This window comes from Chryseobacterium sp. GP-SGM7 (assembly GCF_049166575.1).
Taxonomy (GTDB): Bacteria; Bacteroidota; Bacteroidia; order Flavobacteriales; family Weeksellaceae; genus Chryseobacterium.
In genome coordinates this window covers 360,479-377,797 of record NZ_JBMHFF010000002.1, presented here as the reverse complement: position 1 = coordinate 377,797, position 17,319 = coordinate 360,479, and the positions used below count along the sequence as shown (strand labels likewise).

Annotated in this window: 15 protein-coding genes; 8 read left to right on the top strand and 7 right to left on the bottom strand. The window is 33.7% G+C overall.

What is annotated here, in order from left to right; translation table 11 throughout:
- Positions 1-155 precede the first annotated feature (155 nt).
- The 5 genes from ACOOWA_RS10500 to ACOOWA_RS10480 all read left to right on the top strand — a co-directional run bounded on the left by ACOOWA_RS10500 (position 156) and on the right by ACOOWA_RS10480 (position 3,804).
- Positions 156-896, top strand: coding sequence for a CDP-alcohol phosphatidyltransferase family protein (locus ACOOWA_RS10500; RefSeq protein ID WP_421375076.1), 741 nt, complete (start codon positions 156-158; stop codon positions 894-896).
- Between the two features lie 120 nt (positions 897-1,016).
- Complete coding sequence (locus tag ACOOWA_RS10495; protein ID WP_421375075.1) at positions 1,017-1,781, top strand: exonuclease domain-containing protein; 765 nt, start codon at positions 1,017-1,019, stop codon at positions 1,779-1,781.
- 248 nt (positions 1,782-2,029) lie between these two features.
- On the top strand, positions 2,030-2,431 hold the full coding sequence (locus tag ACOOWA_RS10490; RefSeq protein WP_421375073.1) for a hypothetical protein: 402 nt from the start codon (positions 2,030-2,032) through the stop codon (positions 2,429-2,431).
- Positions 2,432-2,699: 268 nt separating this feature from the next.
- On the top strand, positions 2,700-3,305 hold the full coding sequence (locus ACOOWA_RS10485) for a fumarylacetoacetate hydrolase family protein (RefSeq protein WP_421375071.1): 606 nt from the start codon (positions 2,700-2,702) through the stop codon (positions 3,303-3,305).
- A 61-nt stretch (positions 3,306-3,366) separates the two neighbouring features.
- The gene (locus ACOOWA_RS10480) at positions 3,367-3,804 is read left to right on the top strand and encodes a universal stress protein (RefSeq protein ID WP_421375069.1); all 438 of its coding nucleotides are present in this window, start codon (positions 3,367-3,369) and stop codon (positions 3,802-3,804) included.
- A gap of 73 nt (positions 3,805-3,877) precedes the next feature.
- Here the strand turns inward: ACOOWA_RS10480 and ACOOWA_RS10475 are convergent, their stop codons facing one another.
- Entirely contained in the window at positions 3,878-4,111 is a 234-nt protein-coding gene (locus tag ACOOWA_RS10475) for a DUF6341 family protein (protein ID WP_421375068.1), read from the bottom strand.
- A 42-nt stretch (positions 4,112-4,153) separates the two neighbouring features.
- On the opposite strand from ACOOWA_RS10475, the gene ACOOWA_RS10470 reads away from it, so the two are divergent.
- The 3 genes from ACOOWA_RS10470 to ACOOWA_RS10460 all read left to right on the top strand — a co-directional run bounded on the left by ACOOWA_RS10470 (position 4,154) and on the right by ACOOWA_RS10460 (position 7,138).
- Entirely contained in the window at positions 4,154-5,059 is a 906-nt protein-coding gene (locus ACOOWA_RS10470; RefSeq protein ID WP_421375066.1) for a DUF6427 family protein, read from the top strand.
- A 9-nt stretch (positions 5,060-5,068) separates the two neighbouring features.
- Positions 5,069-5,653, top strand: a complete 585-nt coding sequence (locus ACOOWA_RS10465; RefSeq protein WP_421375064.1) for a DUF3109 family protein — start codon at positions 5,069-5,071, stop codon at positions 5,651-5,653.
- A 318-nt stretch (positions 5,654-5,971) separates the two neighbouring features.
- Positions 5,972-7,138, top strand: a complete 1,167-nt coding sequence (locus ACOOWA_RS10460; RefSeq protein ID WP_421375062.1) for a hypothetical protein — start codon at positions 5,972-5,974, stop codon at positions 7,136-7,138.
- A 62-nt stretch (positions 7,139-7,200) separates the two neighbouring features.
- On the opposite strand, the gene ACOOWA_RS10455 is transcribed toward ACOOWA_RS10460, so the two are convergent.
- The 6 genes from ACOOWA_RS10455 to ACOOWA_RS10430 form a co-directional block, all read right to left on the bottom strand.
- Positions 7,201-10,035 carry a M16 family metallopeptidase gene (locus tag ACOOWA_RS10455; protein ID WP_421375060.1) on the bottom strand — a complete coding sequence of 945 codons (2,835 nt, stop codon included), beginning with the start codon at positions 10,033-10,035 and terminating at the stop codon, positions 7,201-7,203.
- A 154-nt stretch (positions 10,036-10,189) separates the two neighbouring features.
- The gene (locus ACOOWA_RS10450) at positions 10,190-10,876 is read right to left on the bottom strand and encodes a hypothetical protein (protein WP_421375059.1); all 687 of its coding nucleotides are present in this window, start codon (positions 10,874-10,876) and stop codon (positions 10,190-10,192) included.
- Between the two features lie 1,159 nt (positions 10,877-12,035).
- Complete coding sequence (locus tag ACOOWA_RS10445) at positions 12,036-13,370, bottom strand: trigger factor (protein ID WP_421375057.1); 1,335 nt, start codon at positions 13,368-13,370, stop codon at positions 12,036-12,038.
- Positions 13,371-13,557: 187 nt separating this feature from the next.
- Positions 13,558-14,127, bottom strand: a complete 570-nt coding sequence (locus ACOOWA_RS10440; protein ID WP_421375056.1) for a hypothetical protein — start codon at positions 14,125-14,127, stop codon at positions 13,558-13,560.
- A gap of 50 nt (positions 14,128-14,177) precedes the next feature.
- Positions 14,178-16,562, bottom strand: coding sequence for a TonB-dependent receptor (locus ACOOWA_RS10435; RefSeq protein ID WP_421375054.1), 2,385 nt, complete (start codon positions 16,560-16,562; stop codon positions 14,178-14,180).
- 347 nt (positions 16,563-16,909) lie between these two features.
- Positions 16,910-17,266 (bottom strand): hypothetical protein, encoded by a 357-nt coding sequence (locus ACOOWA_RS10430; RefSeq protein ID WP_421375052.1) that lies wholly within the window; start codon positions 17,264-17,266, stop codon positions 16,910-16,912.
- Positions 17,267-17,319 lie beyond the last annotated feature (53 nt).

Sequence of the window (17,319 nt, the reverse complement as noted above, 5' to 3'; positions counted from 1 at the left end):
TCATATGTAGATATTTATTTTTTTAATGGTCATATGCAATCACCAATATATATTGACTTTATATTTCACTGTTGGTTACAGCGATTTCACAGCAATGTAATTTTTAGTTCATATTAATTAAGGTTAAAATTTTTAAAAAATGTAATTTTGCTTCCATGAATTTCATAAAGAACAATCTCGCAAACGCTATTACGCTGGGAAACCTTTTTTCGGGTTGTGTTGGTGCTGTACATTTGATTTTAGGCGATTATCAGACCACTGCGATCTGCATTATTTTATCTCTGATTTTAGATTTTTTTGACGGATTTGTAGCAAGAGCCTTAAAAGCCAATTCAAATTTGGGAACTCAGCTGGATTCTTTGGCAGATATGGTGAGTTTCGGATTGATTCCGGGATTGACAATTTTTGTTTCTCTTCTTGAAGTTGAAAACAGTAATTCTTTAAATTTTATCGATTATGGATATTTTCTCCTCAAAGAACATCGCTGGATTTCTTATTTCGGATTTATAATTACACTTTTTTCGTGTCTAAGACTAGCTATCTTTAATTTGGATGAAGATCAAAAATATTATTTTAAAGGTTTAAATACACCTTCAAATACAATTTTGATTTTTGGATTATTTTTCGCTCACAAAGAATCTAGTGCTTTTTCTGTTCTTTTTGAAAATAAATATTATTTATTGCTTTTAACAGTAATTGCATCATGGCTTCTAATCTCTCCAATCAAAATGATTGCTATGAAATTCAAATCAATGAAGTTGCAGGACAATTATCCAAAAATAGCTTTATTAATTGGTGCAATTCTTATTTTAATTATATTTAAAACTGTAGGAATTCCGTTAGTCATTCTTTACTATATCTTCATTTCATTACTATTTCAAAAACAACTAAAGTAGGAAGATGGATGGTGCAAGCTCGAAGTTTTCATTATCAAATTAATATATTATCAAATTTTTTCAAATAAAATAGAGCGAGAAAGCAAATAGCCAATCGCCATTAGCTAAAAGCAATTTAAAATGAACTTAAAACTATACAAACCTCTTTGCGTTTTCGATCTTGAAACTACCGGAACAAATATTGGAAAAGACAGAATTGTTGAAATCTGTATCTTAAAAGTAAATCCGGATTCTTCAAGAGAAAGCAAAACCTGGAAAGTAAATCCCGAAATGCCGATTCCTGTTTCGTCAAGCGAGATCCATGGAATTTATGATGAAGACGTAAAAGATGCGCCTACTTTCAAAGAAATTGCTCCGAAAATCGTTGAAATGATTTCGGGTAGTGATTTAGGAGGCTTTAATTCTAACCGATTTGATGTTCCTTTGTTGGCGGAAGAATTGCTTCGTGCCGATTTTGATTTTGATTTGAGCAAATTCAAACTGGTTGATGCACAAACTATTTTCCATAAAAAAGAACCAAGAAATTTAGGTGCGGCTTTTCAATTTTACTGTGGAAAAACTTTAGAAAATGCCCATTCTGCCGAAGCTGATGTTTTGGCAACATTCGAAGTTCTGGATGCTCAGGTTGGAAAATACGATGATATTTCTAATGAAATTGCTGAGCTAAGCGAATTTTCAACCCAGAATAAATTTGCCGATTTAGCAGGAATGATTCATTACAACGCAAAAAACCAGGAAATTTTCGCTTTCGGAAAATATAAAGGACAGGTTGTGAAAGAAGTTTTCCAGAAAGATCTGGGATATTTCGGATGGCTGCAAAACGCTGATTTTCCTCTGTACACGAAAAAAGTTTTTACAAAAATTCAGCTTTCAAGTAAATTTTAATTTTTTTCAACCGCAAAAGGGAAAAGACTTAATCGCTGAAGATCTCAAAATATACAAAAAAATTAATACATTGATGAATGTGCGTTATTAATAATAATTTAGTTTAAAAAGTTTGTTTGACGGTTGAGTTTATAGTTATGATTGAAAACGGACATCCATAATACATTTTCGTTTTTAAAACTTTTGTAATTTTATTTTCAGCACATTCTTTGTTTCTTTTGCGGTAAAAGAATTATAAAATTGAAAAGATGAATGATTTAGTTAAGTTTAAATTTTATGAAACTGCTTTAGAAGCCAATCGTGACAAACAGATTCTTGCTGAAAACGGGATCAACAGCTTTATTGCAAACGAGCAATTAATCCAGTCAGATTGGTTACTTTCGCAAGCTGTTGGCGGAATTCAGTTGCAGGTTTTTGAAGATGACTTTAATGAGGCTGAAAAAGTTTTAACTGATTATCACGAAAACAACAAATTTTCTTTAGAAGTTGAACATACTATTGAAAATCCGAAGTTTGATTTTGTTTGCCCGAAATGTGGTTCCAACCATATTTATAAAGATGACAGCTCAACGAGCTTCTTTGGAATTTCGCTGTTATCAAGCGATAAATATGTTTGCTATTATTGTGAAAACGAGTTTACTCACGAATAGACAAATTGGTTTTGAGCATTTTGAAGGAATTTGAATGATTTAAATTGTAAAGTTTAATCCTTTCAGGATGACAAATATTGCAGTAAAACTCTAAATTTCAAAGTAAGACAAAAATTCTAGCCCCGATTGCAGCGACATCCTTTTGTGAAGCGCAGCGAAACAAAAGATAGAGCGGAAAGCGGGAATTAGCTTCAAATAAAAAATATTAATTAATGAGTGAATTTGAAATTACTTCTTCGATTCGCTCATCGCAATGAAAAAATAAATTATGAAAATAATCTGCATAGGAAGAAATTACAGCGAACACGCAAAAGAACTGGGCAATGCGATTCCAGACAAACCTGTGATTTTTATGAAACCCGATACGGCGATTTTGAAAGGAAACGATTTTTACATTCCCGAATTTTCGAATGACGTACATTATGAGCTGGAAGTTGTAGTAAAAATATCAAAAGGAGGAAAATACATTCAGAAAGAATCTGCCAACAAACATTACGAGGAAATCGGTTTGGGAATTGATTTTACAGCAAGAGATTTACAGAGTGATTTAAAGTCTAAAGGTCTTCCGTGGGAATTGGCGAAAGGTTTTGACGGTTCTGCAGTGGTAGGAAATTTTTTTAAAAAAGAAAATTACAATCTTGAATCGCTGAATTTTTCATTGCAAAAAAACAAAGAGACAGTTCAGAATGGAAACTCAAAAGACATGATTTTCACAATTGATGATATCATCGCTTTTATTTCACAATACTTCACGTTAAGAGTCGGAGATCTTATTTTCACAGGAACTCCGGAAGGTGTTGGAAAGGTTTCTGAAAATGATGTTTTGGAAGCGTATCTCGAAGGCGAAAAAGTCTTGGATATTAGAATTATGTAGAAATATGATTTGAGAATGGTCTGTTTTTTTCATACCTTTAGAAAGACTTAAATTACAAATTATGATAAACATTATTTTGCCTGTCGATTTTGGAGAAAAAACAGATCAGCTTGTAAATGGAGCCGTAAAATTTGCGAAAGAAGTAAACGGAAAGATTTGTCTTATCCACGTTGCACCCACAGATATTGGTTTTGCAATCGGAGATATGGGATATCAGTATTTTCCGGAAATTGAAGAAAACGAGATCAGAGAAGAACTGGTGCTTTTAAATAAAATTAATCAAAAAATTCTCGCTCACGATGTGGAATGTGAGCATATTTTGAAGCAAGGTATCGCAAAAGATATTATTTTGGAATATGCCGACCTTAAAAATGCAAACTACATTGTCATGGGTTCTCACGGCAGAAGCGGAATTTACGATGTATTTGTAGGAAGCCTGACAAAAGGATTAACAAAAGATTCTAAAGTTCCTGTTCTGGTTATTCCTATTCACGAATAAAATTTAGTTTCAGCTAAAATTAAAAAAGACCGATCAAAAAATTTGACCGGTCTTTTTCTATATAACCAATTAATTAACCTTCTTTTTTATAGATCGATGGATCGTAGTAAGGATGCTTTCCTTCTGTCGGAGAATGATAGTCTTTGTCTTTATTATTCCCAAGAGTTGCCACCAAAACATAACACCAATACGTAAATAATACACAACAAACTGCGAATAAAACCCAGTTTAGTACGTTTCCGAAAATATCGTAGAAACCGAATGCCCATTTGAATGCATTACTTAAGAATAGAAAGAAAGACGTCATTATTTTCCTTTTTTAAATTAACTTTGCACAAATTTATAAAAAATGTTTAGATTACTTTCAAAAGAAAGCAATATTTTTTCAATTCCGGTGTATATTGGTTTTCTTCTTTTAATTGTAATATTATTTAACATACTGAATTTCAATACTTACGAAGGAATAATCGCAGGAATTACTTTTATAGGAATTGCGCTGGGATATTTTTGTTTTAATGCAATCGACCTTAATTATCATACCCATCTCCCTTTATTCCTCTACACATTTTTTATTTTCGGGTTGTACGACGGAAATCTTGATCTCGGAATTGCGGTCGCTATTCTTACCAATTCTTTTCTTCTGCTGCTTTTAATGAGTACAGATGAAGATTTGAGAAAGAAATCTTATGTTTTGGTAGGCTCTATTGTAGCTTTAAATTTTATTTTCCTTCCTACAACATGGCCGATGATGTGTTTTGTACTGATACACCTGATTGTAACTTCTGAAAGAGTCAGTTTAAATATTTTCAGGTTTCTTTTAGGAATCACGATGATTGCGATGAGTTATTTTTCAGTGATGTTTTTCTTTCAGTTTAATTCCTGGAATACAGATTATATTCCGTTTGGAAAAATGAAAATGGTGACCGATTATACCGAACTGATTCCGTTGATTCCGATTATTCTGCTGCTGATTTATGCCATTTACGATCACTTCAAGCATTATAATAAAAAAAGTCCCGTAAGTCGTTATAAATATACTTTCCTTTTGGTTTTTTCTTTGGCTCAATTAGTCAGTATTATTCTTTACATGGATAAAAGTTATGAATATCTTTTGCTTCTGGCTTTTCCATCGACGATTATACTGAGCAGGATGATGAAATTCCTCCCCAAATACTGGATGCAGGAAGCAAGTGTATGGTTAACCATTATAAGTTTAATTGCTTTTAAGGCAGGAACTCACTTCAATTTATTTTAAAAAAAGATTATGATTCAAATAGACGATAAATTAATTTCTGAAGATATTTTTTCTGAAGAATTTGTTTGTAACCTTACCAAATGTAAAGGTGCGTGTTGTGTGGAAGGTGACGTAGGAGCTCCTTTGGATAAAGACGAGCTTGTGATTTTAGATAATATTTATGACAAGATTAAACCTTATCTAACGGAAGCCGGAATTAAAGCATTAGACGAACAGGGAACATGGACAACCGATCCCATGGACGGAATGTACGTAACCCCAATGATCGAAGATGCAGAATGTGCCTATGTAACTTTTGACGAAAGAGGGATAACCAAATGCGGAATTGAAAAAGCCTATGAAGATGGTGCGGTTGACTGGCAAAAACCTATTTCCTGTCATTTATATCCAATAAGAGTTACAGAATATTCTACATTCTCAGCTTTAAATTATCACGAATGGAGTGTTTGCAGCGATGCCTGTACTTTGGGAAAAGAACTGCAGGTTCCCGTTTATAAATTTCTGAAAACTCCGCTTACAAGAAAATATGGTGAGGATTTTTATACAACTTTGAGCGATGTTGCCGAGGAGTGGAAAAAGGAATATGGGAAATAGTTGTTGGGGTTTGGTTAATGGTTGATAGTTGATAGTTGATAGTTGATAGCAAATTTAATTACAATCTTATTATTATCAAATCAATGCTAGAGTCCTGAAAGGACGATTTTATTTTCTACAGAATAGGATGCAATCCTATTAATTAAATATGCAAACAAAAAAACAAACCACCGCAGGAAAATTCCTGCGGTGGTTTGTTTTTTTAATATCTTTATCAGACGAAGGAGCTTTATTCCATATTTTAAGGCATCTTTTCGTGTGTGAGCTGATTATATTTCCTTTTTTAAAGGAGAAAAGTAATAAAACTTAAAAATAAACATGAAAAATAACGGAGAAGAATATGATGACTCTCAGCCCGAGCCACTGCAGCAGATTTACAATAAACTTCCCGAATTTATAAGAAAAAAGTATTCTGTGATATATGATGATAGTTATAAAAACTATGAGAATATCTTTGTTTTTAAGTCATCAAATGAAAAATGGGGCGCTTTAAAATATGATAAAGAAAGTCATCAGTATTCTATTATTGCAGAATGTATTTATGATGCTATAGGTTTTCATCCTCGATATAAAATTATTGAAGCTGTTGTCTGTAAAAATCAATCTTATTCCCGTCGCAATATTTCCACTATTTTTAATACAGAAGGAGATGTCATCAGAGAGTTGAGAGATGTTGATTTTCTTAATTTTGACCCCTTCGGGAATATTTATTTTTCATTCAGTCATTTATACGGATTACTCGACTTTGCATTTGAAATACAGATTCCTGCAAAATACAGTGTTTTTTCGGCGTTAAGAAAAAACCTTTTTGTTGTAAAAATATCGTCTTCTTCCAAACAATTATTAATTAATGAAAAAGAAGAAATCATCTTCGACATAGGATCTTCAGAAATTATTTTTAAAGAAATTTATAATAATAAAATTATCATCAAAGGATCTGAAACATATTATCATTTAGATATTTGTTCAGGAGAAAAAATAAAACTTGACTTCGATTTGATCTATCCCACTTCACGCCTTTATGATCTTTCGCTTTATCACGTAAGAAAATTTATAACCGTTACGGATTATATCGACGGCGGTGATGATTTTTATGAAAAAAACGGGATTTTTGGAGACGGATTTATAACAGATGAAGGTAAATATGGCTTAATAAATGCTGATGGCGAAATTTGTATTCCCAACATTTATGATAAAATACAGCAGATCCATGATGATCATTTTAAAGTTGGTCTGGGTACATTTATTTTTAAAATTGATCGTGAAAAAGAAGAAATTTCCTTAACTGGTGGTAAATGGGGAATTGTCAATTCGAAAAATGAAATTATTGTTCCGATAGAATATACTAATATTTATTATGATAAGCATAAAAATGCATATATCGTTTATGAAGGAGGCGAAATGATAGGATACGAAAACTCTCATGATAACAATTATTACTGGAGTGTGAAAAATGGTAAAGAAAAGGAATTCAGTGTCAAATAAAAACAAACCACCGCAGAAAAATTCCTGCGGTGGTTTTCATTATATGTAATCGACTAAGATTATTATTTTACAGCGTTAGCTGTTGGTTTTGCATTAGCTTCCCAACCGTCTTCAGGCATTAGAGTTGCCACTACTCTGTTTTTGGTAAGATATTTTTTAGCGGCATCCTGCAGATCTTTTACAGTTAATGCTTTTACTTTATCCTGATAATTCAGGATTTCGTATTTATCACTTCCATCCAGCTGATTTTTAGAGATTGCGCTCATCCAGTAGGAGTTGTCTTTGATGTCTGTTTTATAGTCATTCAGCTCTCCTTCTTTGTACTTGTCAAGATCTTTTTGTTCAGGACCTTTATCAATTAACTTCTGAAGTTCAGCGATGGCACTTTTCGTTAATTTCTCAGCATTTTCCGGCCCGCAAGGGAAACTTAAGCTGAATGAATAACTTCCGTAAGGAACTTTCCCTATGTAACCTCTTGCTCCACCACCATAAATTCCGCTTTCGTCTTCTCTCAATTTTTCGATAACCTTGATTGTCGCCACTTCACCTAAAGCTGAAAGCGCCAAAGCTTCTTTCTCGTTGTAAGGAGTTTCTCCCGAATAAACGATTTGCACCATACTCTTCGGATCTTTACCTTTCTTGTATACTCTGGTGTGATCACCTGTTATTCCTCGGTATCCTGTATCTCTGAAATTTGTAGATTTTCCTGTAGTCGGCAAACTTGCGATGTATTGTAAAACTTCATTTTTAAATTTAGCTTCATCGATATTTCCTACAAAATAGAAATGGAAGTTTCCTGCGTTGGCAAATTTCTCTTTGTAAATATCGTACGCTTTTTTGTAATCTGTAGCTGCCCAATCTTTCTCCAACGGAAGAATACCAATGAATCTTGGGTTTTTCTGATTCGTAAATTTAGCGTGCTCATTGGCAAAATAAGTTTGCGGATTAGACAAAATATTATCCAACATGGCAGACTGCTTTACTTTGTAGGCATTAAATGCTTCCGGGCTGTAATTTAAACTTGTAAAATAAGCATAGAGCAATTCCATTGCAGTTCCCAAATCTTTTTGGTTGGTTCTTCCTGATATCCCTTCCAAAGTACTGCTGATAAAAGGATTTACATTCACTTGTTTTCCAGCTAAATAATTGGTAAGATCTGCTTTAGAAGCTCCTGCAACCCCCGCTTCAGTAAGAGCCTGGTAAGCGAATTGTGTTTTGTTGTAATCTGAATCATTTAATAATGAATTTCCCCCTAAACTTCTTGCTGAGAATACGATTTCATCATCTTTGAAGTCGGTCTTTTTAAAAGTAACTTTTGCACCGTTGCTTAGAGTCCACGTTGTAGTTCCTAATCTGGCATCGGTTTCTGTTTTAGCAATTTTACCTTCAGATTTGAAAGGTTTTACTAAATTTTTGAGAGTTGCCTTTTCCTCGTAAGGTTTAAGATCGGCCAATTTTACATCATCAAAAGTTTTTAGAACCAAGGCTTCTGTAGGCATGGTTACATTATCCTTTTTAGGACCTGTAATCACGATTACTCTGCTGTCGTCTTTTACCATTTTCTTGATCACCTCGTTTGTCTGAGCCAATGTAACTGTTGGTAAAAACTTCTTGGCATCTTCATATTCCCAGGCAATTCCGGGCATTGGTTCCTGCTCAAGGAAGTTTCTCACATATTCATCTACCAGCATATCGCTTTCAGTCTTGTCGCGGTTGTTGTAAGATCTTTCCAAATTAGACATGATCTGAGATTTTGCTCTGTCTAATTCACCCTGTGTAAAGCCAAATCTTTTTGCTCTCTCCGTTTCTTCCAGAAGAACTTTCAATGCGCTGATCTGATTGCCTTCTTTTACCATGGCAAATCCCTGGAAAGCTTCTTTAGTTCTTGCATACGTTCCGCCATGATAGACCGATCCAAAAGTAAAAGGAGGATTGTTTGAATTCACCAGTTCTCTCAGTCTGTTGTTCAGCATTTGGGTTGAAAGGTTCTCAATCATGCTTTGATTGTACTGCTCTACGGTAACATCCGGCTGATAAGAATCTGCATCTTTCATGATAAACTGAACCATAGAATTGGTAGCATCCGGATCGGTTTCAATCGCCACCAGAGTTTCTGTATGGTTCGGAAGATCAAAAGTTTTTCTTTCTCTTGGCTTCGCAGGATTTTTATATTTGCCGAAATTATCTTTAATCTTCTTTTCTACCTCATCTACATTAATGTCTCCAACCACAACAATCGCCATCAAATCTGGTCTGTACCAGTCTTTGTGAAACTGTCTGATGACATCGGGCTTAAAGTTCTCAAGAACCTCTTTTTTACCGATGGGTAATCTGTTTGCATATTGAGATTTGTATAATAATTTAGGAAGATATTTATCCGACATTCTTTTGTCAGCTCCTAAACCCAGTCTTAATTCTTCCAAAACAACGCCTCTTTCTTTATTAATCTGCTCATCGGTAAGTGTTGCGTTGAAGGCCCAGTCTTCCATTACTTTCAAGCCGGAATCAAGATTACCCGGCTTGTCCAGAGGAACAGGAAGCATGTAAACAGTCTCGTCGAAACTCGTATACGCATTAAGGTGTTGCCCGAATTTTACTCCGATCGACTGTAGATAATCTACCAACTTGTTATCGGGGAAGTTTTTGGTTCCGTTGAAGTTCATGTGCTCCATAAAGTGAGCAAGACCTCTTTGGTTTTCGTCTTCAAGGATCGAGCCGGCGTTGATGGCCAGTCTGAAGTCTACTTTTTTCTCAGGCAGTGTATTTTTTTTGATGTAGTACTTCATTCCGTTTGGAAGAGTACCCGTTCTTACAGAAGCATCCATCGGAATGTTCTGTGCAAAAGCCGTAGATGACATTAATACAATGGCCGCTACTGACGATAAAATTTTTTTCATACAATTTGATTTTAAATCTTTTCTCGGAGATAAAATTAAATATTTATCACAACCCCAAGAAATTTTATCCCTTCCATTTTAGTTAAACTTGCGTTAAAGTTTTAAAAACAGAAAAGCCGGCAAAAACCGGCTTTTAATATGTATTTAATAAGGATTATTTAAAATCAGCATCGGTAACTCCAGAATTCACCGTTACCTTTGTGGTTTTGATAGACACTTTCTGGCCGTTTCCTTCTGCTTCGATATCGCCAGGAAACTTGATTCCGTCTACGGTAAGATAAGATTTTATAACAGCGTCACCCATTCCTGAGTTAGATTTATATAGAAGACCCGTAGTGGTATCAAAATAGAATTTGCCTTTATCTGAAGACAGCACATTATAATCTTTACCATCTATTTTTTCTACAGTAACTTCTTTAAAGTTGGCTGCATCATATCCTAATGCATCTACTGTTCTCCCTTTTTTCAACTCCGGAATAACGTTAGCGGGAAGATCACTTTTGTTACCCATCTGGTTCATATAACCTTTCTCGCCATCAAACATCTGCGTAACTTCCTGTCCCATTACAGACTGTACCGATTTGAATTTGTTACCCATTTTTTTGGTATTCATAGAGATTTCCATGCCCTGTACAGACATTGTATTTTCGGTGATGGTACTTTTTACAGATTCCAGTTTTGTTTTTCCGCCTAATGCATCAATATATTTATCAATGACCTGCTTAGGTGAAAGTGAAGATTTTACAGCTGCCGAAGCTGTTGCCGCTGCTGTTTGCGCATTGATATTGACTGAAGCAGTAAGCAGTGCTGCACAGAAAAACGGAATGATGATCTTTTTCATATTAATTATTTATTTGTTTAAAGCTTAAAGAAACCCTTTTATTCTCCTTAGAATATGTTTTGATTTCCCATATTAAAATTAAAGCAGTAAAGATAATCATATTAATGATATGATATGAATTGATCCGTACGAAAAATACTTCGGCATTTCAAAGGTTCTCTTATTTCGTAAGGTTCACAAGACTTACGAATGATCATCTTATTATTCATCTGCTCAATCACGCTTTTTAGTGAACAATAATAGGATATGTAAATAAAATTCTAGCATTAGTTAAGCAGTATTTTAATTCAATTTTTTGATTGTTAAATTCTTCAATTGTTTTCTATATTAGAGTGAAGGTTTTTTTTACATTAAATTACTATACATTCAAAAATTTCCAGTTCTATCTTTCCTTTGGAAATAAGTTTGTTACTGTAAGATTCAATTGTTTTTACAAATACCTTATTTGTATATTGAGCACCTCTTTATTATAAAAAGAATGTCCGTTTTAATAACAATTCTAAAATCTGCAGTCATTTTGTCATTCCGGAAGAATCTAAACATTCTGAAATAAAGCGATTTAGATTCTTCCGGAATGACAAACGAACTCTTAAAACTTAATTATTAATTATTATCATTTACTGCCATTCATGTAAAAAATTAAACTTACTTCAGAATATAGGTTTCTGCATAATTTATTCGATATATTTTATGTCATGAAGAATTTGTCTCTAGCGGAATTTTTACGCCATCAATAATATATTTAAAGCGAAATATGTTGAGGCTAGTTGGATTCTTTACCTAAGGAATTTATTTAAAATAATCTGCTTTCCCATTTGGAGTAACTGCCGAAACCAACTTATAAAACCACTTATATTTTTCATTCACAAAAAGGCGGTTTATGATTTTTTAATGAATTAATATTTTTATTAACAGATCTTAGAAAAAGTGCATTTTTTTTATATTTCGCTCCAGTTCTACATCTTTCAGTTTTCCTCAAATTCATATATTTTCTCCCGCTCTGGATTTAAGTTAAGACTTCCATTTCCAAGAAAGTTTTTCACTCCAGATTTTTCATTTTTTTTCTCCATTTAAACTCATAGATAATATAAATTCTAAGTCTAAAAAACAAACCCCTTTCAATTTCCTGAAAGGGGTTAAAATATTTATTTAAAATAAATTATTTCTTCAATTCTTCTAAAAACTCGTCGTGAGAGATTTCAGTTTCCTTTTTAGTTGCTTTTTCTAGGATAACGTCTTTCAACTTCGCCATTGCTACTTCAGAAGAAATTTGTCTTACCTGCTCTTGATCTTTCAACATTTCAGCAGCATATTTCTGAACTTCTTCATCCCCTAAATGGTGAATTCCGTAGATTGCCAATTGATTTTTTACCAATTGCTCAGCTTGTGCCAAAACATCAGCATAATCTAACTGGATCTCATTATCAGACATCAATTTACCTTCGATGATCTGATATTTCAATTGAGTTTTTTCAGCTTCAAGAATTGCCTGAGCCTGCTCTTCAGACTGAATGTTCTGGTTAGAGAAGATTAACCATTTCGTTAAGAATGCTTCAGGAAGTTTTACTTCTTCTTTCTCAGAAACCTGCTCCAATACTTTATTTACAAAGTGTACGTCTGCATTCTGCTGGAAATACTCGTCTAATTCAGTTTTTACCTTTTCTTTAAGTTCTTCCTCAGTTTTGATGTTTCCTTCACCGTAAACTTTATCAAAAAGCTCCTGGTTTAGTTCTGCAAGGTTTAAAGAATAGAAATCTTTTACTTTCACTTCAACTTCAGCGTGGTGTAAATGCTCAACTTCTTCTTTAGCAAAACCTAATTCTTTAGCCAAATCTTCGTCTGAAGCAAGAGTTTCTTTAGAAACTTTCACAGACTCATCCATTTTCAAACCTTTAAGCAATTTGAAAGCTGCTTTGTTTTCAGCAGTAATGGTAGCTATTTTCGGAGCGTGGTTGTGCTCTCCTTCTGCACCTTCTTCTACAACCTGAGTAATCTCGAAGTTGATGTAAGAATCTTTAGTGATTTTATCTTGCGGAACCTGCTCTGCAAAACGCTTCTGCATATTTTCTATGCTCTTGTTGATTTCTTTATCTGAAGCAGAAACTTTGTAGTGAGGAGCTTCATATTTAGCCAGGTCGATTGTAAAATCGGGCTCATAACCTACTTCGAAAGCTACTTCCAATTTCTCTGCGTTATGATTGAAATCATTTACAGGTTGCGGAACCGGCTGACCAACTAATCTCAGTTTGTTTTCGTTGATATAGTTATTTAAAGCATCAGAAACTTGTTTGTTGATTTCTTCGAATGCAATCCCTGCTTCATATTGCTTTCTAACCATACTCAAAGGCACTTTTCCTTTTCTGAAACCAGGAACCTGTGCGTTTTTAGCATAATTAATCAATTGCTTTTCTACTTTTTCTTTGTAGTCAGATTTCTCCAATGTTACTGTAAGCAATGCACTTACATCATCATGGTTTTTTGCGGTAACCTTCATTATTGATTAAAATTTTAGGTTGCAAAAATATGAATTTTTTATTAAAATGAATCATTAAAGATAAATTCTTCGTCACCAAAATGGTATAAATGTAAAACCACCGAAATTTTCAGTGGTTTTATAATAATCTAAAGGTATTTAGTCTCTAAAATCTGTATCATATTTTTAGTACAAATCAAAGGTTTAATTAGTTGGTAAGATTATAGGTTGCTTCGGCATCGGTTTCTCCACCTACTACACTTCCCCATGCTGTTCCTGATTTGGCATCGTTTACACTTTGAGGAGAATGAATTAAATCTAATTTCAAGAAAGGTGATGGAGAATTCACCACATTTACAACTTCCCATTTTGTTTTCAATCCAACTCTTTTTCCGTCATTTCTAAGATCGTTCCCATTTAATCTTGTGATATTGATATTAGATTTCGGAAAATCAAAAATAAGGAAATGCTCATCTTTAGCACTAATAATTTCACCTGTAGCATCCTCATTTCCGTTTCTGAATTGTGCTTCAACAGTATAGGTTTTTCCATTTTTCAAAGGAATTGTAGGAATTCCTCCAGCTCCAATACTATAATCGTAAGGTATTGTAGTCGTTGTTCCATCTTCCGTAACCAGCAGAACAATATTAGTTAATTCTTCCTGTGGAAGATCATCTTCGTCTGCCGAACCATCTCTCTGGCAAGAAACAACTGTAATGGTGATGAATAAAACGGCTAATAATTTAATAATATTTTTTGTATTGAAAAATTTGTTCATTTTGATAAATTTAAGATTGTGAAATTTTAATTAAATAATTTGTTGAGTCTTTAGAATCTGTATCTAAAGTTTAAAATAAAGTTTCTTCCTGCCTCATCTGCAAAGAATCTTAAACGATTAAGATAATCTCTGTATGAAGTATTGAAGAGGTTGTTGACGATAAGACCCGCTGAAAGATTTTTGCTGATGTTCACGCCCGTCTGAATATTCAAGAGTGAATATCCGTTTGGAGGTGTACTGAAATCTATTGTTTTATTGGTCAGTTCGCCATCAACATAGATTTCCAAATCGGCATTTCTGATCGGGAATCTGTTTTGTTTTAAAAACGTTTGGTTTTCTATCGTAAAATAGAAATTATTCCATTTTTCTTTTTTGAATTGCAATGCATTGGAAAAATTCGGAGGCATCATTAAAATTAATGGTTCGTTGTTGGTTTCGTCCTGTCCGTAAACGTAGCTTCCTTTTCCAACGTAGGTAAGATCATCTGTAATTTTAAAAAGAACATCCAGATCCACACCATACATCTTTGCATCAATCTGTTGATATGCCCATTCCGGGAAAACTCCCCGAATTGTTCCTTTAATTCCTACCGGAACTTCATTGATGAAATTTTTAGTCATGAAAAAATATGGGTTTACAGAAATATTTAAACCTCTCAAAACATTAAATTTTGAATCTACCGTTAAATTAAACTGATGTCCCTGTTCATTTTTTAATCCCATATCTCCGGTTTCTATGATTCCGGCAGAATGATGCAGTCCGTCAGAAAAGAGTTCTGCAATATTCGGAGATCTTCCCACTTTCGCATAATTAAATTTGAGATCAAACATTGAACTCGGATGATATTCCAAACCTGCATTGAAAGAAATATTGTTATAATTCAATTGAGGGCGCGTTAAAGTTCTGTTTTGATTAGTTTTCACATAAAATTCGGGAAATAGATCAGCATATCTTGACTCCCAATCGCTGGTGTCATACCATTTGGTAACGTCATAACGTGCGAAATCATATCTTGCGCCTGCTTCTGCATTAAAATGGTCGGCAATTTTATATTTAAAAATCGAATATGCACCTGCAGAATATTTGTCATAATTAGGAATCAAACGTCTGGCTTTTGTAGCAGGATCTGAATAATTGTTTTGAAAACCGCCATCAAATCCCGTTTCAAGAGACCATTTTTCTCTTTCCAACAAGTCATTAATATTAAACTGATGCGTCATCAGTTCCAAATCGAGAGAAGGTATATCTTTTAGCTCACCTCTTCTGATATCGTATTCCTGTCTGTGATTGTATTGATAGCTGTACGTTGCAGACAGTTTTCCGATAGTTGAAAATCTTTTAAAAGCCGAAATTTTTGCAATATGATGCTCGATAACCTGTCTCGGATTGTCAATATCATAACTGAAATTTCCCGAATAAACAGGAATACCTGCAGTCATCGCTCTATCATAATCTCCCGTTGTAGAAACGTGAGAATCTCTCAAAATCCCAATATTCTGGTTCGTTAAATAATAATCAAATGAAATTCCTTTTTCATATGTATTATTCTGAACGGTGAAATTGAAAGAAGAAAAATCCATTCCTGTATTTTTCAGGTTATAATTCGGAGCACTTTGGTCGCCCAATTTTTTGATGCTTCCACCCGATTTTATGGCCCAACCATTTTTCCAGACTTTGGCAACATCTGCGTCAAGAGCCAAACCTCGACCATTGGAGATCCCCGAAAGACCAACTGAGCCTTTTATCGTATCTTTTTTAGGGAAAATTTCAGGCTCCATTACGACAACTCCACCTATTGCATCGCTTCCGTATTTCAACGCTGATGCTCCTTTTATAACATCAATATGTTGAAAATTATTAATATCAACATTCGGTGCATGTTCTACTCCCCATTCCTGCTCAGCAAGTTTCACTCCGTTATTTAAAATAGAGATTCTACTTCCATAAAGCCCATGAATAATAGGTTTTGAAATATTATTTCCGGTCTTCAACGCTGAAACTCCTGAAATTTTTGAAAGCAAATTCCCAAGATTATCTGTAGAATTTCTTTCTATCTCAGATTTGTCAAGTATTTTTACAATTAAAGAGCCATTGCTTTTATGATTTCCGTGAATAGTCACCGTTTCAATATCCTGAACGTGATGCTCTAAGGTAATTGATAGCTGAAGATCCTGTGTAACTCCTACATTTTCAGTATAATCATTACAATCAGGATGCTTTGCAATGAGTAGATAATTCCCGGAAGGAATATTTTTAAATGAAAACTTGCCCTTTTTATCAGTTTTAGCTGTAAAATTTCCTATTGTCACCACTGCATTGTCGAGCATGGTTTTATCGTGGAAATCCTGAACAGTTCCTTCAACTGTGTAAGTTTTCTGTGCGTTTGTCATTGCAAATCCGCAAAGGATAAGCAGAACACTATATATCAATTTCATTGTAAAATAGATTGATTGCGTACGTTTTAAGCTTTTCATTACGAGTAATGATAAACTTAAAAAATACATTTCGTTAAAATTTTGAATTGGATTTTTTTAATTAAATTTTAAATCTTTACGCTCAAATTTGAACCATTAAGATTTATTTAAGCAGTTTAGAATAATTAAGTTACGCTTTGCTTTTTAGACATACTTAAAAAATCTATATGGTTTTCCTTAATAAAACTTAAATCCTAAATTAACCTTAATGGTTAAAAAACAGGATTATTTAATTAAACTATACGCTTTTAAAATCATTCAAATCTTGAAAAATTTAAAGCAAAAAAATCCATAAAAGAATCTATTGATTATGAAATTGCGGGAGGTCCCCGAAGTTGAAAGGAGAATTTTGTCTGTGACCATATTTTTTCCTGTACAGCAAAAACCTGCTCTGCTTCATGAGCGTGTTTGATCAAAGTGAAATTAAATTCGTCCGGAACTAACGTATTGCCTGTTGCTAAGAAATGACAGGCCAAACAGTCGCCGGCTTTTTCTTTCGCTTCAGATTTTGAAATAGTATTCTCAGATTTTTTAAAATTAAAACCTATAAAAACATCTGAAGACTCATGGCTGTGAAAGTTCGAAGAAAACAGCGCAAAAAAGTAAATCCCAAACATCAGTTTTGAGATAAAGCTTTTTAGTTGTCGGCTTTCCTTGAAAATCATTTGGCAAAATTATAAAAAATTATTGAAAGGGATTTCAATTAAAATTAATTTTT